At 67.2% G+C, this 15,699-nt stretch carries 13 protein-coding genes and 1 pseudogene; 6 read left to right on the top strand and 8 right to left on the bottom strand.

Features of this window, described 5'->3' with window-relative positions; translation table 11 throughout:
• Positions 1-123 precede the first annotated feature (123 nt).
• The gene (ligD, locus tag NX773_RS15475) at positions 124-2,646 is read left to right on the top strand and encodes a DNA ligase D (RefSeq protein WP_258857221.1); all 2,523 of its coding nucleotides are present in this window, start codon (positions 124-126) and stop codon (positions 2,644-2,646) included.
• Between the two features lie 372 nt (positions 2,647-3,018).
• On the opposite strand, the gene NX773_RS15480 is transcribed toward ligD, so the two are convergent.
• From NX773_RS15480 to NX773_RS15490, 3 genes are read right to left on the bottom strand one after another with little or no spacing between them, the layout of a single operon-like run.
• Positions 3,019-3,252, bottom strand: a complete 234-nt coding sequence (locus NX773_RS15480) for a hypothetical protein (RefSeq protein ID WP_258857222.1) — start codon at positions 3,250-3,252, stop codon at positions 3,019-3,021.
• A gap of 6 nt (positions 3,253-3,258) precedes the next feature.
• Complete coding sequence (gene ku, locus NX773_RS15485) at positions 3,259-4,254, bottom strand: non-homologous end joining protein Ku (RefSeq protein WP_258857223.1); 996 nt, start codon at positions 4,252-4,254, stop codon at positions 3,259-3,261.
• A 17-nt stretch (positions 4,255-4,271) separates the two neighbouring features.
• Entirely contained in the window at positions 4,272-5,237 is a 966-nt protein-coding gene (locus tag NX773_RS15490) for an SDR family oxidoreductase (protein WP_258857224.1), read from the bottom strand.
• A 285-nt stretch (positions 5,238-5,522) separates the two neighbouring features.
• On the opposite strand from NX773_RS15490, the gene NX773_RS15495 reads away from it, so the two are divergent.
• Complete coding sequence (locus tag NX773_RS15495) at positions 5,523-7,295, top strand: DUF1302 domain-containing protein (RefSeq protein ID WP_258857225.1); 1,773 nt, start codon at positions 5,523-5,525, stop codon at positions 7,293-7,295.
• Positions 7,296-7,407: 112 nt separating this feature from the next.
• On the top strand, positions 7,408-7,956 hold the full coding sequence (locus NX773_RS15500; RefSeq protein ID WP_258857226.1) for a GNAT family N-acetyltransferase: 549 nt from the start codon (positions 7,408-7,410) through the stop codon (positions 7,954-7,956).
• Here the strand turns inward: NX773_RS15500 and NX773_RS15505 are convergent.
• Positions 7,953-8,579, bottom strand: a complete 627-nt coding sequence (locus NX773_RS15505) for a 1-acyl-sn-glycerol-3-phosphate acyltransferase (RefSeq protein WP_258857227.1) — start codon at positions 8,577-8,579, stop codon at positions 7,953-7,955. The genes NX773_RS15500 and NX773_RS15505 overlap by 4 nt on opposite strands.
• Before the next feature lie 177 nt (positions 8,580-8,756).
• Here NX773_RS15505 and arsC point away from each other — a divergent pair.
• Positions 8,757-9,101, top strand: a pseudogene (gene arsC, locus NX773_RS15510) (arsenate reductase (glutaredoxin)); the annotation flags it as partial.
• A 4-nt stretch (positions 9,102-9,105) separates the two neighbouring features.
• Here the strand turns inward: arsC and NX773_RS15515 are convergent.
• On the bottom strand, positions 9,106-10,278 hold the full coding sequence (locus tag NX773_RS15515; RefSeq protein WP_258857228.1) for a DUF1565 domain-containing protein: 1,173 nt from the start codon (positions 10,276-10,278) through the stop codon (positions 9,106-9,108).
• Positions 10,279-10,407: 129 nt separating this feature from the next.
• Positions 10,408-11,262, bottom strand: coding sequence for an endonuclease/exonuclease/phosphatase family protein (locus tag NX773_RS15520; RefSeq protein ID WP_258857229.1), 855 nt, complete (start codon positions 11,260-11,262; stop codon positions 10,408-10,410).
• Between the two features lie 111 nt (positions 11,263-11,373).
• Here NX773_RS15520 and NX773_RS15525 point away from each other — a divergent pair, with 111 nt between their 5' ends.
• Positions 11,374-11,694 carry a hypothetical protein gene (locus NX773_RS15525; RefSeq protein WP_258857230.1) on the top strand — a complete coding sequence of 107 codons (321 nt, stop codon included), beginning with the start codon at positions 11,374-11,376 and terminating at the stop codon, positions 11,692-11,694.
• Positions 11,695-11,806: 112 nt separating this feature from the next.
• On the opposite strand, the gene NX773_RS15530 is transcribed toward NX773_RS15525, so the two are convergent.
• Both NX773_RS15530 and pepN read right to left on the bottom strand, forming a co-directional pair.
• Entirely contained in the window at positions 11,807-12,502 is a 696-nt protein-coding gene (locus tag NX773_RS15530) for a hypothetical protein (RefSeq protein ID WP_258857231.1), read from the bottom strand.
• A 4-nt stretch (positions 12,503-12,506) separates the two neighbouring features.
• Entirely contained in the window at positions 12,507-15,155 is a 2,649-nt protein-coding gene (gene pepN, locus NX773_RS15535; RefSeq protein ID WP_258857232.1) for an aminopeptidase N, read from the bottom strand.
• Between the two features lie 163 nt (positions 15,156-15,318).
• Here pepN and sugE point away from each other — a divergent pair, with 163 nt between their 5' ends.
• Positions 15,319-15,639: a quaternary ammonium compound efflux SMR transporter SugE gene (gene sugE / locus NX773_RS15540; protein ID WP_258821732.1), complete on the top strand. Its 321-nt coding sequence runs from the start codon at positions 15,319-15,321 to the stop codon at positions 15,637-15,639.
• Positions 15,640-15,699 lie beyond the last annotated feature (60 nt).

Below are 15,699 nucleotides of genomic sequence, written 5' to 3' on the forward strand. Positions count from 1 at the left end.
GTTGACGGCTTTTACATCCGCTTACAATCGCCGCGCAGCAATGTTTCACGGTTAGCTGGCGTACAGTCGCGCGCTGCCCGCAGCGCTAGACTGGGCAGCATCGCCGTTCGCGCAGGTGCCGCCATGCCAGACGCACTCAAGGTGTACAAACAGAAGCGCAATTTCTCGATCACGTCCGAACCGGCCGAGGGCGGCGAGCCGTGCAAGAACGGGCTGTCGTTCGTGATCCAGAAGCATTGGGCCAGCCGGCTGCACTACGATTTCCGGCTGGAGCTCGATGGCAGCATGAAAAGCTGGGCTGTGCCCAAGGGGCCCAGCTACGACACGCGCGACAAGCGCATGGCGGTGCACGTGGAAGACCATCCGATCTCGTACAACGAGTTCGAGGGCACGATCCCGGAAAAGCAGTATGGCGCCGGCAAGGTCATCATCTGGGACAAGGGCACCTGGGAGCCGCTCGAAGACCCACGCCAGGGATATGAGAAAGGCAGCCTGAAGTTCGAGATGCACGGCCACAAGATGCACGGCAAGTGGGCGCTGGTGCGCATCAAGAACCGCAGCGACGAGAAGCAGGAGCCGTGGCTGCTGATCAAGGAAAAGGACGACTTCGCGCGCCCGGTGGAGGAATTTTCGGTCGTGGACGAAATGCCCGACAGCGTGCGCGAGCTGCCCCTGCCGCCGGATGCAATCAAGCCCGCAGCTGCGGCCAGGCCGAAGGCGGGCAAGCGCGGCGCGATGCCGGCAGGGGCCGCCAAGGCGGCGCTGCCGGCGGAATTTGCGCCCGAGCTGGCCACCTTGGTCGACAAGCCGCCGACCACGCCGCAGGACTGGGTGTTCGAGGTCAAGTTCGACGGCTACCGCATGCTCGCGCGCGTCGAGGGCAAGTCGGTGCGCCTGATTACCCGCAACGGCAACGACTGGACCGACAAGCTCAAGCCGCTGCAGCAGGAGCTGCTGCGCCTGAAGCTGGCGGACGGCTGGTACGACGGCGAGATCGTGGTCAACGACGAGCAGGGGCGGCCGAATTTCGGGATGCTGCAACTGGCCTTCGACGGCTCCAACACGGCGCAGATCGTGTACTTCATCTTCGACGCGCCTTTCCTGCGCGGCTACGACCTGCGCGAAGTGCCGCTGGACGAGCGCCGCGCGCTGCTGCAGGCAGAGCTTGAGAAAAAGCCGTCCGGGACGGTGCGCTTTTCGGCCGAATTCGGCGAAGACCCGGTGCAGTTGATGGAGGCGGCCTGCAAGCTGGGCCTGGAAGGCGTGATCGGCAAGCGGCGCGACTCCCGGTACGTGTCGCGCCGCTCGCCGGACTGGATCAAGCTCAAGTGCCAGCAGCGGCAGGAGTTCGTGATCGGCGGCTACACCGACCCGCAGGGATCGCGCATGGGCTTTGGCTCGCTGATCCTGGGCTACCACGACAAGGATGGCGTGCTGCAGTACGCGGGCAACGTCGGCACCGGCTTTAACGACACGACGCTGCGCGCGCTGATGAACAAGCTCAACGCGCTCGCCACGGACGAGAACCCGTTCCCGCCCAAGGCCGTGCCGGGGCGCAAGAACCACTGGGTCAAGCCCAAGCTCATCGCCGAGGTGAGCTTTTCGGAGTGGACCAAGACCGGCTCGATCCGCCATCCGTCCTTCCAGGGCTTGCGTACCGACAAGCCGGCGAAGAAAATCACTCGTGAGGAGGCGAAAAGCGTGGAACAAGTCGAACCCCGGCACTTGAAGGCTGAGGCGAAGGCGGCCCCAGCCACAACGCTGCCGCCGACCATGAAGGTGACGCATGGCGAGCGCGTGGTGGACCCGTCCACCGGCGTGACCAAGCTGGAGCTGGTGCGCTACTACGCGCTGGTTGGCGAGCTGATGCTCGAACACCTGAAGGGCCGTCCGCTCGCGCTGGTGCGCGCGCCGGCAGGCGTGGGCGGCGAGCTGTTTTTCCAGAAGCACGCGGACGTGCGCAAGCTGCCGGGCGTGGTGCACATGCCGGAAGAGCTCGATCCGGGCGACCCGCCGATGCTCGAAATCGTGTCGGTGGAAGGCATCCTGTCCGCCGCGCAGTGGAACGTGGTCGAGTTCCACACCCAGAACGCGACGCGCAAGGCCTACCAGAAACCGGACCGGATGGTGTTCGACCTCGACCCCGGCGAGGGCGTGCAGTGGAAGGCGATGCAGGAAGCGGCGCAGCTGATGCACGCCTTCCTCGACCAGCTCGGCCTGCCGGCGTTCCTCAAGACCAGCGGCGGCAAGGGCTTGCATGTGGTGGTGCCGGTCAAGGGCAGCCTGGGCTGGGACGAGGTCAAGGGCTTCTCGCAGGCGGTGGTGCGGCACCTGGCCTCCACGCTGCCGGACCGGTTTGCGTTCAAGAGCGGCGCGCGCAACCGGGTCGGCAAGATCTTCATCGACTACCTGCGCAACGGGCAGGGCGCAACGACGGCCAGCGCCTGGTCGGCGCGGGTGCGGCCGGGACTGGGCATTTCGGTGCCGGTGGCGTGGGACGAGCTGGCGCACCTCAAGTCGGGCGACCAGTGGAACGTGCAGAACGCGCACACGCGGCTGGACAAGGGCAACGAGCCGTGGGCGGGGTATGCGAAAGCGGCCAGGACCTTGACGGCGGCCATGAAACAGCTGGGGTTTTCGGGCTGATCGGGCATCGCTCTGCGTCTGCGGTAGGGTGGGCGGGTCTCCTGCCCACGCGTCCAGCTGCAGTTTGCGCCGCCGCGCCTCTATTTCGTGGCTGAACGCGTGGGCAGGAAACCTGCCCACCCTACGTTGGCTGCGCTTTCAGCCCACGCGGACGCACCACGCGCGTGACACTGCGTCTGCGGTAGGGTGGGCGGGTCTCCCGCCCATGCGTCCAGCTGCAGTTTGCGCCGCCGCGCCTTTATTTTGTGGCAGAACGCGTGGCCTGCGCTTTCAGCCCACGTAGGGTGGGCTCTCGAGCCCACGCGGACTCACCGGGCGCGTGAAACACGCGTGGGCTCAAGAGCCCACCCTACGTCCCATCTAGGCCGCGCCTCAGGATTCGTTCTTGATGATGCCGCGGATATTCGTACACATGAGCGCCACCTGCAGCGTGATCAGCGCCCAGGCCTCGTCGTGCCAGCCCCAAATGATCCACAGAATATTGCTAAGGATGAACATGGAGAAGCCGAATACCCGCCGTTCGGCGCGCCTGGAGCCGATCAGGTAGGCGGCGAACAGGGTCACCGCCATCGCGGGCCATTGGAGCAGGTCGAGCAGCTCGTCCATGCCCCCTCACGCCGCTTTCTTGCGGCGCGTCGGCGTTTTGGCAGGAGCGCTGGCCTTGGCGGCGCTGCTTGTCTTGGCGGCCGCGGCGCGCCGTGCCGGCGGCTTGTCCTCGTTGGCGGCCGCGGCGCGCCTGGCGGGCGCCTTGCGCGCCTTGGGAGCGGGCGCCTGGCCCTCCCCGGCGTCGCCGGCGGGCGCGTTCCTGGCCGGTTTCTTGCCCAGGCTGGCTTGCAGCAGCGACACCAGATCGATGACGTTCGAGCTGGCAGCGCGTTCCTTCTCCGGCCCCGGCATCGTGAGCGTGTGGGTTTCGTTGGCGGCGATCTTCTTCTCGATCAGCGCCATCACGTCCTCGCGGTAGGTGTCGTGGAATTCCTCGGGGTTCCAGTCTTCGCTCATGCCTTCGACCAGGGCGGTGGCCATCTTCAGCTCCTTGTCCGACAGCGCGGCCGATTTGGCGTTCGGCTCGGGGATCTTGAGTTCGCCCGCGTCGCGGATTTCGTCGGCGTAGCGCAGCGTGTTGAGGACGATGGCGTCGCCCACGCACACCAGCGCTGCCAGGTGCTGCTTGACGCGGATCACCACGCGCGCGATGCCGATCTTGCCGGTCTGCTTGAGCGTCTCGCGCAAGAGCGCGTACACCTTGTCGCCGCCCTTGCCGGGCGCCAGGTAGTACGGCTGGTCGTAGTAGAGCAGGGGCACCTGGTCGGCATCGACAAAAGCGACGATGTCGATGGTCTGGGTGGCCTCGGGGTTGGCGCGGCGCAGGTCTTCCTCGGACAGCACCACGTACTCGCCCGGCGTGTACTCGTAGCCCTTGACGATCTCGTCCCAGGGCACTTCTTTCTGGTTGCTCTTGTTGTAGCGCTTGAAGCCGACCGGCGAGAAGTCGCGGCGATCCAGCATGGTCAGGTCCAGTCCCTTGTCACTGACCGCCGGATACATCTCGACGGGAATATGCACCAGCCCGAAGCTGATCGCGCCTTTCCACATGCTGCGTGCCATGGCCGGCCTCCTTTCCCTTACTCACCCACGGTGCCGGTGACCGGGAGGATCACGCCTGTAATGTAGCTCGAACATGCGGAAGATGCGAGGAACACGTAGGCGGGTGACAGTTCTTCCGGCTGGGCCGGGCGCTTGTAGGTGGTGCCGGCGCCGAACTCCTTGATCTTGTCGGGCGACTGGTCCGCCGGGTTGAGCGGCGTCCACACCGGTCCCGGGGCCACGCAATTCACGCGGATGCCCTTGTCGATCAGGTTGGCGGCAAGCGACATGGTGAAGGCGTGGATGGCGCCCTTGGTCGCCGAGTAGTCGAGCAGTTTTTTCGAGCCCTTCAGGCCGGTCACCGAGCCGGTGTTGATGATGGCCCCGCCGCGCTTCATGTACGGAATGCAGGCCTTGGCCATATGGAAGTAGCCGTAGATGTTGGTGCGGAAGGTTTCGTCGAAGCGGTCCTCGGACAGGTCGGTGATGTCGCTGGCGTGTTCCTGGAACGCGGCATTGTTGACCAGCACGTCCATGCGGCCCCATTCGGCCACGATCTTGTCCACGGCTTCCTGGCAGAACTCCATGTCCTTGACGTCGCCCGGCACGGTCAGGCAGCGCTGGCCTTCGGCCTCCACGCAGCGGCGGGTTTCGGCGGCGTCCTCGTGCTCGTTCAGGTACAGGATCGCCACGTCGGCGCCCTCGCGCGCGAACAGCACCGCCACCGCGCGCCCGATCCCGGAGTCGCCGCCGGTGACGATGGCCACCTGTCCCTGCAGCTTGCCGCTCCCTTTGTAGTGCTCGGCCATGAACCTGGGCTTCAGGTCCATCTGCGCTTCCAGCCCGGGCTTGACCAGATGCTGCTCGGGCATCGGCGGCGCCGGCTGCCGGGCGCCGGTCTGCACGGGCTGCTCCTGCTGCTCCTTCTGCATGCTGCCGTCGCGCTGGTCCTGGCGGCTCTGGATCGATGCCTGCTGCTTCGCTACGTCATCCTGGTTTGCCATGTCGTTCGTCTCCTCTGTGCATTCGATTCCCGTAGCGGGAAAGTATTCGCGCCACACAGGCGAAAGACGGTGCGCTCCCACACACAGCGTCGCGATTGCCTTGACGCATCCGTCCAAGCGGGGGATCGCGCCGCTGTGGCGCCGTAAAGACAAGCCGGCCCGGCCGGTGGTGCTTGTTGTTGATTAATCATTATCGAATAGTTAATATCGGTCCGTTGCGGACGGGAATCGGCCACCCGGCGCGGTTCCCAGGCTGAGCGATGGTCTTTCGCGGAAAGGGCAAGCATGAACCGGTTCCGGACGAGGCGCGTGAGCCGCGCCGATGCGGTCATGGCGGTGGCCTTGCTGGCTGCGTTTCAGGCTGCCTGCGCGGCCGACGTGCATGTGAGCGGGCGCGTCGTTTATGGCGCGGTGTACCGGGTCGAGGAGAGCGACCCGGCGCTGATCACCTCCTTGAACGGCGCGGCCATCGGCCTGGTTGGCCGGGCCAGCGGCGGCAACGCGGACGACGCCAACCTCAACTACCGGCGCGGCGACGCCGCCTCGCGTGCGCTCAAGGCCTACGTCGACGTCGCCGCGAGCGCGGGCGACTGGACGGGATTGGTGCGCGTGAAGGCGTGGCACGACTACGCCTTGCTCGGCGACGCACGTCCCTGGGGCAACTCGCCAAACGGCTATACGCCGGGCGCGCCGCTGTCCGATGCCGGGGCGCCGCTGCGTTCGCGGTTTTCGGGGCTTGCCCTTGGCGAAGCGTGGGTGCAGCAGCGCGCCACCTTCGGCGCCACCCGGCTGACCACCCGCCTGGGCCAGCAGAACCTCAACTGGGGCACGCGCTTTGCCACCCCGGGCGGGCTGGAAGCGCTCAATCCCAGGGATCTGCCGGCGCTGCACCGGGCCGGCGCCGTCCCGCAGGAGACCAGGGTGGCCGTGCCGATGCTGTTTGGCCGGCTGGACACCGCCGGTGGCAGCGTGGTCGAGGCGTATTACCAGACCGGCTTTCGCGGCAACGTCTTCGATATGTGCGGCAGCTTCTGGGCGATCAGCGACTATGTAACGGACGGCTGCAACAAGGTCATGTCCGGCCAGCCGCAGGTGAGCGACCGCGCGCGGCTGCCGCTGGGCGCCTACATGGGCCGCCTGCCCACGCCCAGGCCGGGGCGGGCGGAGTACGGGGTGTCGGTCGGCTGGCAGATTGCGCCGGGCCTCGAGGCGGCGCTGTACCACGCCCGCTACAACTCGCGCATCGCGCTGCCGAGCCTGCGCCGCAGCACGCGGCCGAACGGCCCCGCACTCATCCCGGGCGACCCGGACGGGCGCAACATGGCCTATTTCACCGAATACCCGGAAGGGCTGGCGATCAGCGCGGCGAGCTTCACGCGCAAGGCGGGCGCAAACACCGTGTATGGCGAGCTGTCGTGGCGTCCGCGCACGCCGTTCATGATCTCGCCGGGCGACGTGGTGCCGCCGTTCCTGAGTCCGACCGCAATCGCTTTGCTGCGCGAGCGCGCCAACGCCGTGCCGCCCGGCGGCTTGTTCCATGGGTTCGACCTGCACGCGCTGGCGCAGGCGCAGCTTGGCGTGCAGCAGGAATGGACGCTTGGCGCAACCGGCCTGACGCTTGGCGCGGAGGTGGTGGCCAAGCATACGCCCGGCCTGCCGGACCAGGCGCTGCAGCGCTACGGCCGCAGCGACATCTTCGGCGTTGGCCCGGTGCAGGGCGTATGTCCCTCGCCCGTCGGCGACCCGGTCCGGCAGTGCACGCTGCGCGGCTACACGACCGCCGACTCGTTCGCCTACCGGCTGCGCGGCGAGCTGCGCCTGCCGCCGCCGGCGCCCGGACTGGCCGCCAGTGCCAGCCTGGCGTTCGCGCATGATGTGCGGGGCTGGTCGGGTGACTTGCTGATCAATGAGGGACGCAAGGTCGCCGTGGTGGCGCTGCGTCTCGAGTACCTGCAGCGCTATGTGGCCGATGTCAGCTACATGCCGGTCTGGGGCGGCGACTACAACGTGACGGCGGACCGCGACGCGTTCGCACTATCGCTGGGCATCAAGTTCTGAGATGGCGCACGCACGCACCGATTTGGTGCAACATCGCCCGGCGTAAGGACGGCCAAGGGCTGGCACGCATCCTGCGACAAGCGTGGTTGTTCATGATTTCCGCTTTCGACAGATGATCCAGACCCGCAATCTGGCCGCGCAGGATGTGCAGGCCATTCTCCCCGACCTGATGGAATTGCTGGCCGACGTGGTCGAGCATGGCTCGTCGGTCGGTTTTCTCGCGCCGCTCTCGGCCAGCGAGGCGCGCGCCTATTGGACTGGCGTGGAAAAGGCCGTGGCCGAGGGCAGCCGGGTGCTGCTGGTGGCCGTGCGCAATGGCGAGCTGCTGGGCACGGTGCAGCTCGACCTGTGCCAGAAGGCCAACGGCCGCAATCGGGCCGAAGTGCAAAAGCTGATCGTGCGCAGCGGTGCGCGCCGTGCCGGTGTGGCCAGCCTGCTGATGCGCGAAGCCCAGGCGCAGGCGCTGCAGCTGCGGCGCGGCCTGCTGTTCCTCGATACCGAGGCCGGGTCGGGTGCGGAGCGGTTCTACCAGTCGTGCGGCTTCACGCGGCTGGGCGAGCTGCCCGACTTTGCCTGCAATACCGACGGCGAGTGGCGCGCCACCGCGATCTACTTCAAGACGCTGTTCACGCCGGAGCGCCTCGAGCCGGCCGACTCTTAGGCCTGCTCGCGCGTGCCGTTCTTTTCGCGCGGCGCCAGCCGCACCGGGGCGGCGTTGGCCGGGTAGAGCGCCTCGTGTCCTTCGTACACCCGGGCGATGGCGGCCATGTCGGCCTCCTCGTCGCCGCTCAAGGTCATGTAATCGACCACGCTCAGTTCCTTGGCGCGGTAGTCCATGTACACCAGCAGCACCGGCACCTTGGCGGCCAGCGCCAGGCGGTAGAAGCCGCTCTTCCAGTGCGGGCGGTAGCTGCGCGTGCCCTCCGGCGTGATCGCCACCCAGCACCACTTCGAGGACAGCATGGTCTGCGCCAGCTTTTGGGTGGCGCCTTGCGGCGCGCTGCGGTCCACCGGCACGCCGCCCCAGTAGCGCATCACCGCGCCCATCGGCCCCCGGAACAGCGAATCCTTGGCCAGCCAGCGGAACGGCAGGCCGATCGCCCACTTGCCGAACAAACCGACCAGGAAGTCCCAGTTCGACGTGTGCGGGTACACCACCGCGATGCCGTGCGGGCCGGGCAGGGGCTTGAAGCGCAGGCGCCAGCCGAACAGGTTCAGCACGCGCAACGCGGTGCGCTGGCCCCAGGTCGGCAGGTCCTCGGGGCGCAGCAGGTAATCGCTCATGGTGTCTCCGGGGCCTTGCGGCCAGATATCAGGTTTCGCCGGTGCGCACGTATTGCGCCGTGGAAATCAGCGCGAATTCTATAGCGATCAGGAATGGCCGACAAGCAAAAACACTGGCAGGGCGGGGTGTGGCGCGGGTATGATTCGCCACGTTGAAACTCTTGCATCGGAGAGCCCATGTCCACCACGATCTACCACAACCCGCGCTGCAGCAATTCACGCAACGCGCTGGCGCTGCTGCGCGAGAACGGCATCGAGCCGGCCGTCGTCGATTACCTGGCCAATCCCCCTTCGCGCGAGGCACTGCGCGACCTGATTTCGCGCGCCGGGCTGTCGGTGCGCGACGCGATCCGCTCCAAGGAAGCGGTGTATGCCGAGCTGGGGCTGGATGACCCGACGCTGTCGGACGAGGCGCTGCTCGACGCGATGGTCAAGCACCCGGTGTTGATCAATCGCCCGTTCGTGGTCACGCCCAAGGGCGTGCGCCTGTGCCGCCCGCCCGAGCTGGTGCGCGAGATCCTGTGAGCTAGTGCTGCACGGCGCCGATATCGACCGCGGCGCCGCGCGGCTTGTCCTCGAAGTCCTGCTCGGCCGATTCACCGCCGCGCAGTCCCTTGCCCACGGCCGGCGACTTGACGGTGAGCCGGAAGTCCGGCGTGCCCTTGCGGTCGTAGGAGAGAAAGCCCGGCGGCGCGGCCACAGTGCCGGTGTGGGTCATGCCTTCGGACAGTTTCCAGTCGCCGGCGCTGTTCTGGAAGACCAGGTTGTTGCGGTAACTGTTGTGCGCGCCTGTCGCGCCTTGTTCGACCACGCCGGCCTTGTTGTCGTACACGATGTTGTTGAATACCTGGGTGCGGTCGTTCGGCCCCTGGGTGTGGTAAAAGTCGCCGCCGCCAACGATGATGCCGACGTCCGAGGCGGTGACCGTGTTGCCCGAGATGATGACGTTGTTCGCGTCATGCCACAGGTGGATGCCGGCGCCGGAAACGCGGTACACGATGTTGTTCTTGACCGACGCGGACGTGCTCACGTAAATGCCGTGCACGAAGCGGCAGCTGTCCGGCCCGATGTCATGCACGCTGTTGCGCACCACCTCGGACTTGATGCCGCGATAGTAGCCATCCACCCCGATACCCGCGCCCCCGCCACTCTCGCACGGCACGTCGTTGGCGATATGGTGCACGTGGTTGGCGCGGATGCTCACGTACGAGCCGCCGTTGTAGATGCCCGAGAGCCATTTGGCCCCGCCCTGGTACTGGCTGCCATCGATCTCGAAGCCGATGATGTCCACGAAGTTGCCGCGGTTCTGCCACGCGGTGGACGAGCTTGAGTTGAGCGGCGGCACGATCTTGGCGCCCCAGCGCTCGGTGGATTCGTACACGATGCGGGCCTCGGGGCTGCCGCTGGCGGTGGTCTTGAAGCCGCCGGTGTACACGCCCGGCGCGACGTGCACCGTGGTGCCCGGCGTGACCACCTGGGCCGCGCGCAGGATGGTGCGGAACGGCTCTTCCTCGCTGCCCGGGTTGCTGTCCGAGCCGTTGGGCGACACGTACAGGTTGGCGCGCACGACTTCCGGGATGACCATTTGCTCGGACGTGGTGTCGCGCATGCGGCAGGCGGACAGCATCACCATGAGGCAGCAGGGCAGCACGGTCAGCGCGGCACGGGCGAGCCGGCCGGGGGATGGGATTGGGGGCATGGCAAAATCCTTCTGCACGGGCACCCGTCCAGTTTTACTGACGACAACACCCACCGGTGCCGCATTGCGCAAACTTCGCTTTGCGCTTGCGCAAGCGCACGCGAGCCGTTCTGTGCGTGCAGGGCAGGTTCATGCCAACTCCAGAAGCATCGCCTGGTGGTCCGAACCTTCCTCGCTGCCGTCCACCCGCACCTGGCGCACGCGCCCGGCCAGGTCGGCGCTCACAAAAATGTAGTCGAAGGTGAAGGGCAGGCTGGCATTCGGCGCGTCGGCGTGCAGTCCCACGGTGGGGGCGTGGTGGCGGCCGGGGTGCGCCAGCTGCCAGGCGTCGCGGTAGGGCAGCGTGCCGTCGGCAAACGAGGCCAGCATGCGCAGGTACTCGTCGGAATGCGGCAGCATGTTGAAGTCGCCAGCCAGGATCGCGGGCGCCGCGCGCGGCACCGCCGCGAACGGACCGCCGCCCGGATCGCCCGGGCGCTCGCCGACCGCGTGCGCCCACGCCTCACGGTGCAGCTCGCGCAAGCGCTCGACCTGGACCATGCGCTGGTGCTCCGAAAAATATTCGAGATGGGCGGTGGTCACGCGCAGCGGGCCGCCGGGCGCCTGGAGCGTTGCTTCCAGCGCGCCGCGCGGCATGCTCATCACCTCGGGGTCGGGCGGCCAGGGCAGGGAGTGGCGAAAGCACTGCAGTACCGGCAGCCGCGAGAAGATCATGCTCCCCAGGCGGCGCCGTGTGCCGGCGGGGCCGAGGGTGTCCGTCCATACGCCTTCGACGCCCGTGTAGCCCGGCAGCCGGCGCGACAACGCCAGGAACTGGTCGCCCGCGTCGCTGCCGTCGCGCGCGGGAAAGCCGCTCGTGACCTCCTGCACGCACAACACGTCGAAATCGGAGAAACGGTCGAGGCAAGCGATAATGCGGTCAAGGTTGGCGCCACCGGCCTGGGTGCGGGCGCCCTGGATATTCCAGGTGATGAGCTTGAGCATGAACGGGCCTTTCAGTGCAGGTCGAAAAGTCCGCTCAGGCTATCGGATGACGGCAGGTGGGCCATGATGCAGCGCAGGCGTGCGCGTCGGACGGCGTTTTGGGAGGATGCGATGTTTACGATGATCTTGATGCTCTACCTGCAGCAGGGGCTGGACGTCACCCTGCAAAGCGCCGCGCCGCGCGGGCAGTTCGCCACGCGCGCGCAATGCGAGGCCGCCGCGGTGCGGCTGCGCGGGCCGCTGCCTGTGCCGCATGGTTACAAGGCCGCGTGGCAGGACGTGAGCTGCATGCCGATCCAGCGCAATGTGCGGGTGAACGATACGCCGCAGCCGGACCTGGCCAAGGTGCTGCGCGAGCAGCCGGCGACGGGCTGCCAGGCCGAGGGAGCGTGGCGGCGGGTGGCGGAAATGTGCCAGGGCGCGCCGCGCTGACGCGCTTTTGCAGTTTTTGCAGGGTGGGCAGGTCTCCTGCCCACGCGTCCAGGCACCGTATCAGGGACACGAGCGCGCGGAACGCGCTGCCACCCTGCCGGGGCCCGGCGGCCTATTTCCTTTTCCAGTCGCGCGCAATGTCCGAGCACAGCGTTTCGCCGGCTTCGCCGCTCATGCCCAGCGTCTTGGCGCTGCCGGCGCCGGCGCGGATGTCGTTTTCGCTGCGCCACGGCGCCGGCGCGCCGACACTGCCCGACTGCCGGCAGCTCACGCGGTCGCCGACGCGCTTGCGGTACAGGACTTCACCGTCCGGCCCGACGTACTCCTCCAGCGATCCGGTACGCGAACCGTCGACGTGCGCCCCGGCGATCGCGCGCTCGAACCGGTTCCCGTCTTGCATCTTCATGGTGCCGCCGCTCTTGCCGCGCAGGTCGCGGTCGATCTTGCCAACGTCGCGCCGTGCCGCGGCCAGGATGTCCCCGGCAGAAGGCGCCACCGGCGCCTGGGACGTGATGGGCGCGGGCTCGGCCCTGACGGGTACTTCGGCGGGTGCGGCGCGTGCACTCACCGCAGCCGCAATGGCGGGCTTGCCCCGGCCGTCGCGTTCAGGCGAAGGGAGCGGGGCGGGCGCGCGCAGCGCCGGCGGCGTGACCAGCAGCCGCACCGTGAATTCGCGCCGCGCTTGCTCGCCAGCCGGCGGACGGCTGGCCGAGTGCAGCCACGCCCCGGCCAGCAGCGCGTGCACGGCCAGCGACACCACGAGCGGCCAGTGCCGCTTCGCGCCGCCGTGGTAATGCAGGCCCGTCATCCGCTCAGGACTTGGGCACCGTCAGCGCGTTCTTGATCGTCACGCAGCGCTGGTCTTCCTCGAGCGCATCGATCAGCGAGCGGCGGGTGCCGGCCGACAGCGCGGTCATCTTCGCTGCCGCCTCCGACAGGCGCTTGACACTTGCGCTCGTGCAGGCGGTCGGGATCATGCTGTACGAGTACGAGCGCATGTACACCGGGCCGGCGCTCTTGTCCATCTCGGGCAGCTTGTCCAGCCGCGCTTGCGCGCTCTGCTCGCTCAGGTCTACCTGTTCGGCCGGGAACAGGTAGCCCATCGCGGTGCGGATCTTGGAGAACGGCAGCTTGGTCTGCAGGTCGCCGGTGATGGCGAGCCATTCGGCCTTGGTGGCCGGGTCCGGACGCGCGACGGTGGCCGCCAGCGCCGCGGCCTGGCCGGCGTCGGACTTGTCGCGCACCAGCTCGGCCTGCACCAGCTGGGTGCTGCCCGGCCAGTTGTGGCGGTTCAGCTGCTGGATGATCTTCCAGCGCAGGTCCTGGTTCACGTCCAGGCCCTCGACCTTGGTGCCGCCATCGAGCATCGATGCCAGGCGCGTCAGCGCTTCCTTGCTGCCAGCCAGGTCCACGTACAGGCCGAACCAGCGGCGCTGGAAGTTGTCATCGCCACGGGCGGCGGCGGTGGCGTTCCAGGCCATGTCCTCGAGCGCCTTGCCGGTCTGCTGCGCCCACGCGCCTGTCAGGCCCATCTTGCCGATGTACTCGTGCGAGGCGGCGATCTTGCCCAGCACGTCGCCCAGCAGCGTGTAATCCTTCTCCTGCGGCGCGTTGTTCAGTGCTACCGACAGGAAATCGTTGAGTGGCAACTTGCCGTCGCGCACGCCATCCCACAGGCTCTGCCATAGCATGGTGCGCAACAGCGGGTCGCTGACGGCGGCCAGGTGGCTGCGCGCGGTTGCGAACGAGCGCTGGTCGAGCTGGACCTTGGCAAAGCCCCAGTTCTGGTAGTTCGGATAGACCAGGTCCGGGCATGCGCTGCCCACCAGCTCTTTCACGCGGGTCTGCTTGCCCGAGTAGGTGACGGCCACGTTCCTGACCAGTTCGAGCTGGTCGCCGTTCATGCGGAAGCTGCCGACCTGCACGCGCTGCTCGCGCAGGGTCGGGAACCGGCTGGTGGCGCTCTGGTCGATGGTGAACGAAGCGATCTTGCCGCCCTGGCAGCTGTAGCTGGCCGCGATGGTGTTCACGCCCGGCTGGTACAGCCATTCGCGCGTCCATTTCGACAGGTCGCGGTGCGCGGTCTGGCCCAGCGTGCCGATGAAGTCGTCCAGCGTGGCGTTGCGGTACTGGTACTTGACCAGGTAGTTGTGCACGCCCTTGCGGAACACGTCTTCGCCCAGCAGGTGGCGCAGCTGCATCAGCGTGGCCGCGCCTTTCGAGTAGGTGATGGAGTCGATGTTGTCGAACGCGTTCTGGGTCGAGGCGACCGGCACCTCGATCGGGTGCGTGGTCGATTTCTGGTCCTGCACGTAAGCGCCGGCCTCGCGCTGCGAATAGAAAGCCTGCCAGGCGTCCTTGAATTCGGTGGCCTCGGCGGTGCCGAGCACGCCCATGAATTCGGCAAAGCTTTCGTTCAGCCACAGGCCGTTCCACCACTTCATGGTCACCAGGTCGCCGAACCACTGGTGCGCCATTTCATGCATGATGACCATCGCCAGCGTCTGGCGCTGGCCGGCCGTCATGTCGGCCTTGAACATGAAGCCGTTCTCGGCAAAGGTGATCGCGCCGGCGTTTTCCATCGCGCCGTACAGGAAGTCCGGCACCAGGATCTGGTCGTATTTCTCCCACTGGTAGGGAATGCCGTAGTACTGGTCGAAGAATGCCAGGCCCGCCTTGGTGTAGCGGAACCATTCGGCCGGCTTGATCTGCGCGGCCACCGACTGGCGCGCGAACAGGCGCATCGGGTATTTGCCCGAGGTGTCTTCCCACATCTTGTAGGGGCCGGCGTGCAGCGAGAAGTTGTAGGCGGACAGCTTCTTGGTCTTCGGGAAGATCCAGCGGCGGGCACCGGCTGCGTCTTCGATGCGCGTTTCGCGCGTGGCCGACACCACCGTCCAGTCCGCCGGCGCGGTCACGTTCAGCTGGTAGGTGCCTTTCAGGTCGGGCTGGTCGAACGAGGCGAACATCTGGTGCGCCGCGGCCGGCTCGAAGTGCGAGTAGGTGTAGGCGCGGCCGTCCACCGGGTCCACCATGCGGTGCAGCCCCTCGCCGTTGGTGCTGTGCAGGCGTTCGTAGTCGACGGTGACGGTGTTGCGGCCCTTGGCCAGGTCGTGCGGCGCGATCGTGACGAACCACTGGTTGTAGTCAGGCTTGATTTCCTTGCCGTTGACGAGCAGGCGCTTGATGGTGGCCTTGTCCAGGTCGATCGTGAGCGGGGCGCCGGTGTCCTTCAGGTCGAAGGACAGGGTGGTGGTGGCGGCGAAGCTCTCCTTGCCGGTGAGCGTGAAATCGAGCACGTAGTCCACGTTCGACACACGGGCGGCACGGGCCGCGGCATCGGCCTGCGACAGGAAGGGATTCGGTGCGCGCGCGGCAGTGGGGGCCGCATGGGCGCCGGCGCCAACAGTAAATACGGCGGCAATGGCGAGCGCGATGGCGCGCGGAGCGAGTTTCTTCAAAATGGTCATCCTCTAGCGGGAAATAAATTGTCGGCAAGAATAGCACCGCGCGGCCGGATAAACGACACATATGCATTGAAAAATCTGCCGTGGCCCGGTGCTATACTGCGCCGTTCTTTTTCTTGACGAGCCCGGCTGGACGCGCGCGGGCCGGGAGTGTCGCATGAGCTGGTTTTACCTGTTGATCGCGGGCCTGCTGGAGGTCGCCTGGGCGGTTGGCCTGAAATACAGCAGCGGCTTCACGCGCCTGTGGCCGTCGGTGTTCACGCTGGTCGCGATGGCGGGCAGCGTGGGCATGCTCGGCATTGCGCTGCGCCAGCTGCCGCTTGGCACGGCATACGCGGTCTGGACCGGCATCGGCACCATCGGCACCGCGATCGCCGGCATGGTGCTGCTGGGCGAGCCGGCCGGCGCGCTGCGCTTGGGATCGATTGCGCTGATCGCGGCCGGCATCGTCGGCCTCAAGCTGGTCACGCCTGCCTGAGTATTGCATCCGCGGCGCAATGGCGCATTGTCTTGCCTGAGGCATCTGCTCGTTGTGCCT

This window comes from Massilia solisilvae (genome assembly GCF_024753215.1).
In the GTDB taxonomy this organism is placed as follows: domain Bacteria; phylum Pseudomonadota; class Gammaproteobacteria; order Burkholderiales; family Burkholderiaceae_D; genus Telluria; species Telluria solisilvae.

Coding starts and splice junctions, on each gene's coding strand:
- NX773_RS15480 (WP_258857222.1), bottom strand. CDS start 3,252: ATGGACGAGCTGCTCGACCTGCTCCAATGGCCCGCGATGGCGGTGACC.
- ku (WP_258857223.1), bottom strand. CDS start 4,254: ATGGCACGCAGCATGTGGAAAGGCGCGATCAGCTTCGGGCTGGTGCAT.
- NX773_RS15530 (WP_258857231.1), bottom strand. CDS start 12,502: ATGACGGGCCTGCATTACCACGGCGGCGCGAAGCGGCACTGGCCGCTC.
- NX773_RS15525 (WP_258857230.1), top strand. CDS start 11,374: ATGTTTACGATGATCTTGATGCTCTACCTGCAGCAGGGGCTGGACGTC.
- NX773_RS15495 (WP_258857225.1), top strand. CDS start 5,523: ATGAACCGGTTCCGGACGAGGCGCGTGAGCCGCGCCGATGCGGTCATG.
- NX773_RS15520 (WP_258857229.1), bottom strand. CDS start 11,262: ATGCTCAAGCTCATCACCTGGAATATCCAGGGCGCCCGCACCCAGGCC.
- NX773_RS15515 (WP_258857228.1), bottom strand. CDS start 10,278: ATGCCCCCAATCCCATCCCCCGGCCGGCTCGCCCGTGCCGCGCTGACC.
- NX773_RS15490 (WP_258857224.1), bottom strand. CDS start 5,237: ATGGCAAACCAGGATGACGTAGCGAAGCAGCAGGCATCGATCCAGAGC.
- NX773_RS15505 (WP_258857227.1), bottom strand. CDS start 8,579: ATGAGCGATTACCTGCTGCGCCCCGAGGACCTGCCGACCTGGGGCCAG.
- ligD (WP_258857221.1), top strand. CDS start 124: ATGCCAGACGCACTCAAGGTGTACAAACAGAAGCGCAATTTCTCGATC.
- sugE (WP_258821732.1), top strand. CDS start 15,319: ATGAGCTGGTTTTACCTGTTGATCGCGGGCCTGCTGGAGGTCGCCTGG.
- NX773_RS15500 (WP_258857226.1), top strand. CDS start 7,408: ATGATCCAGACCCGCAATCTGGCCGCGCAGGATGTGCAGGCCATTCTC.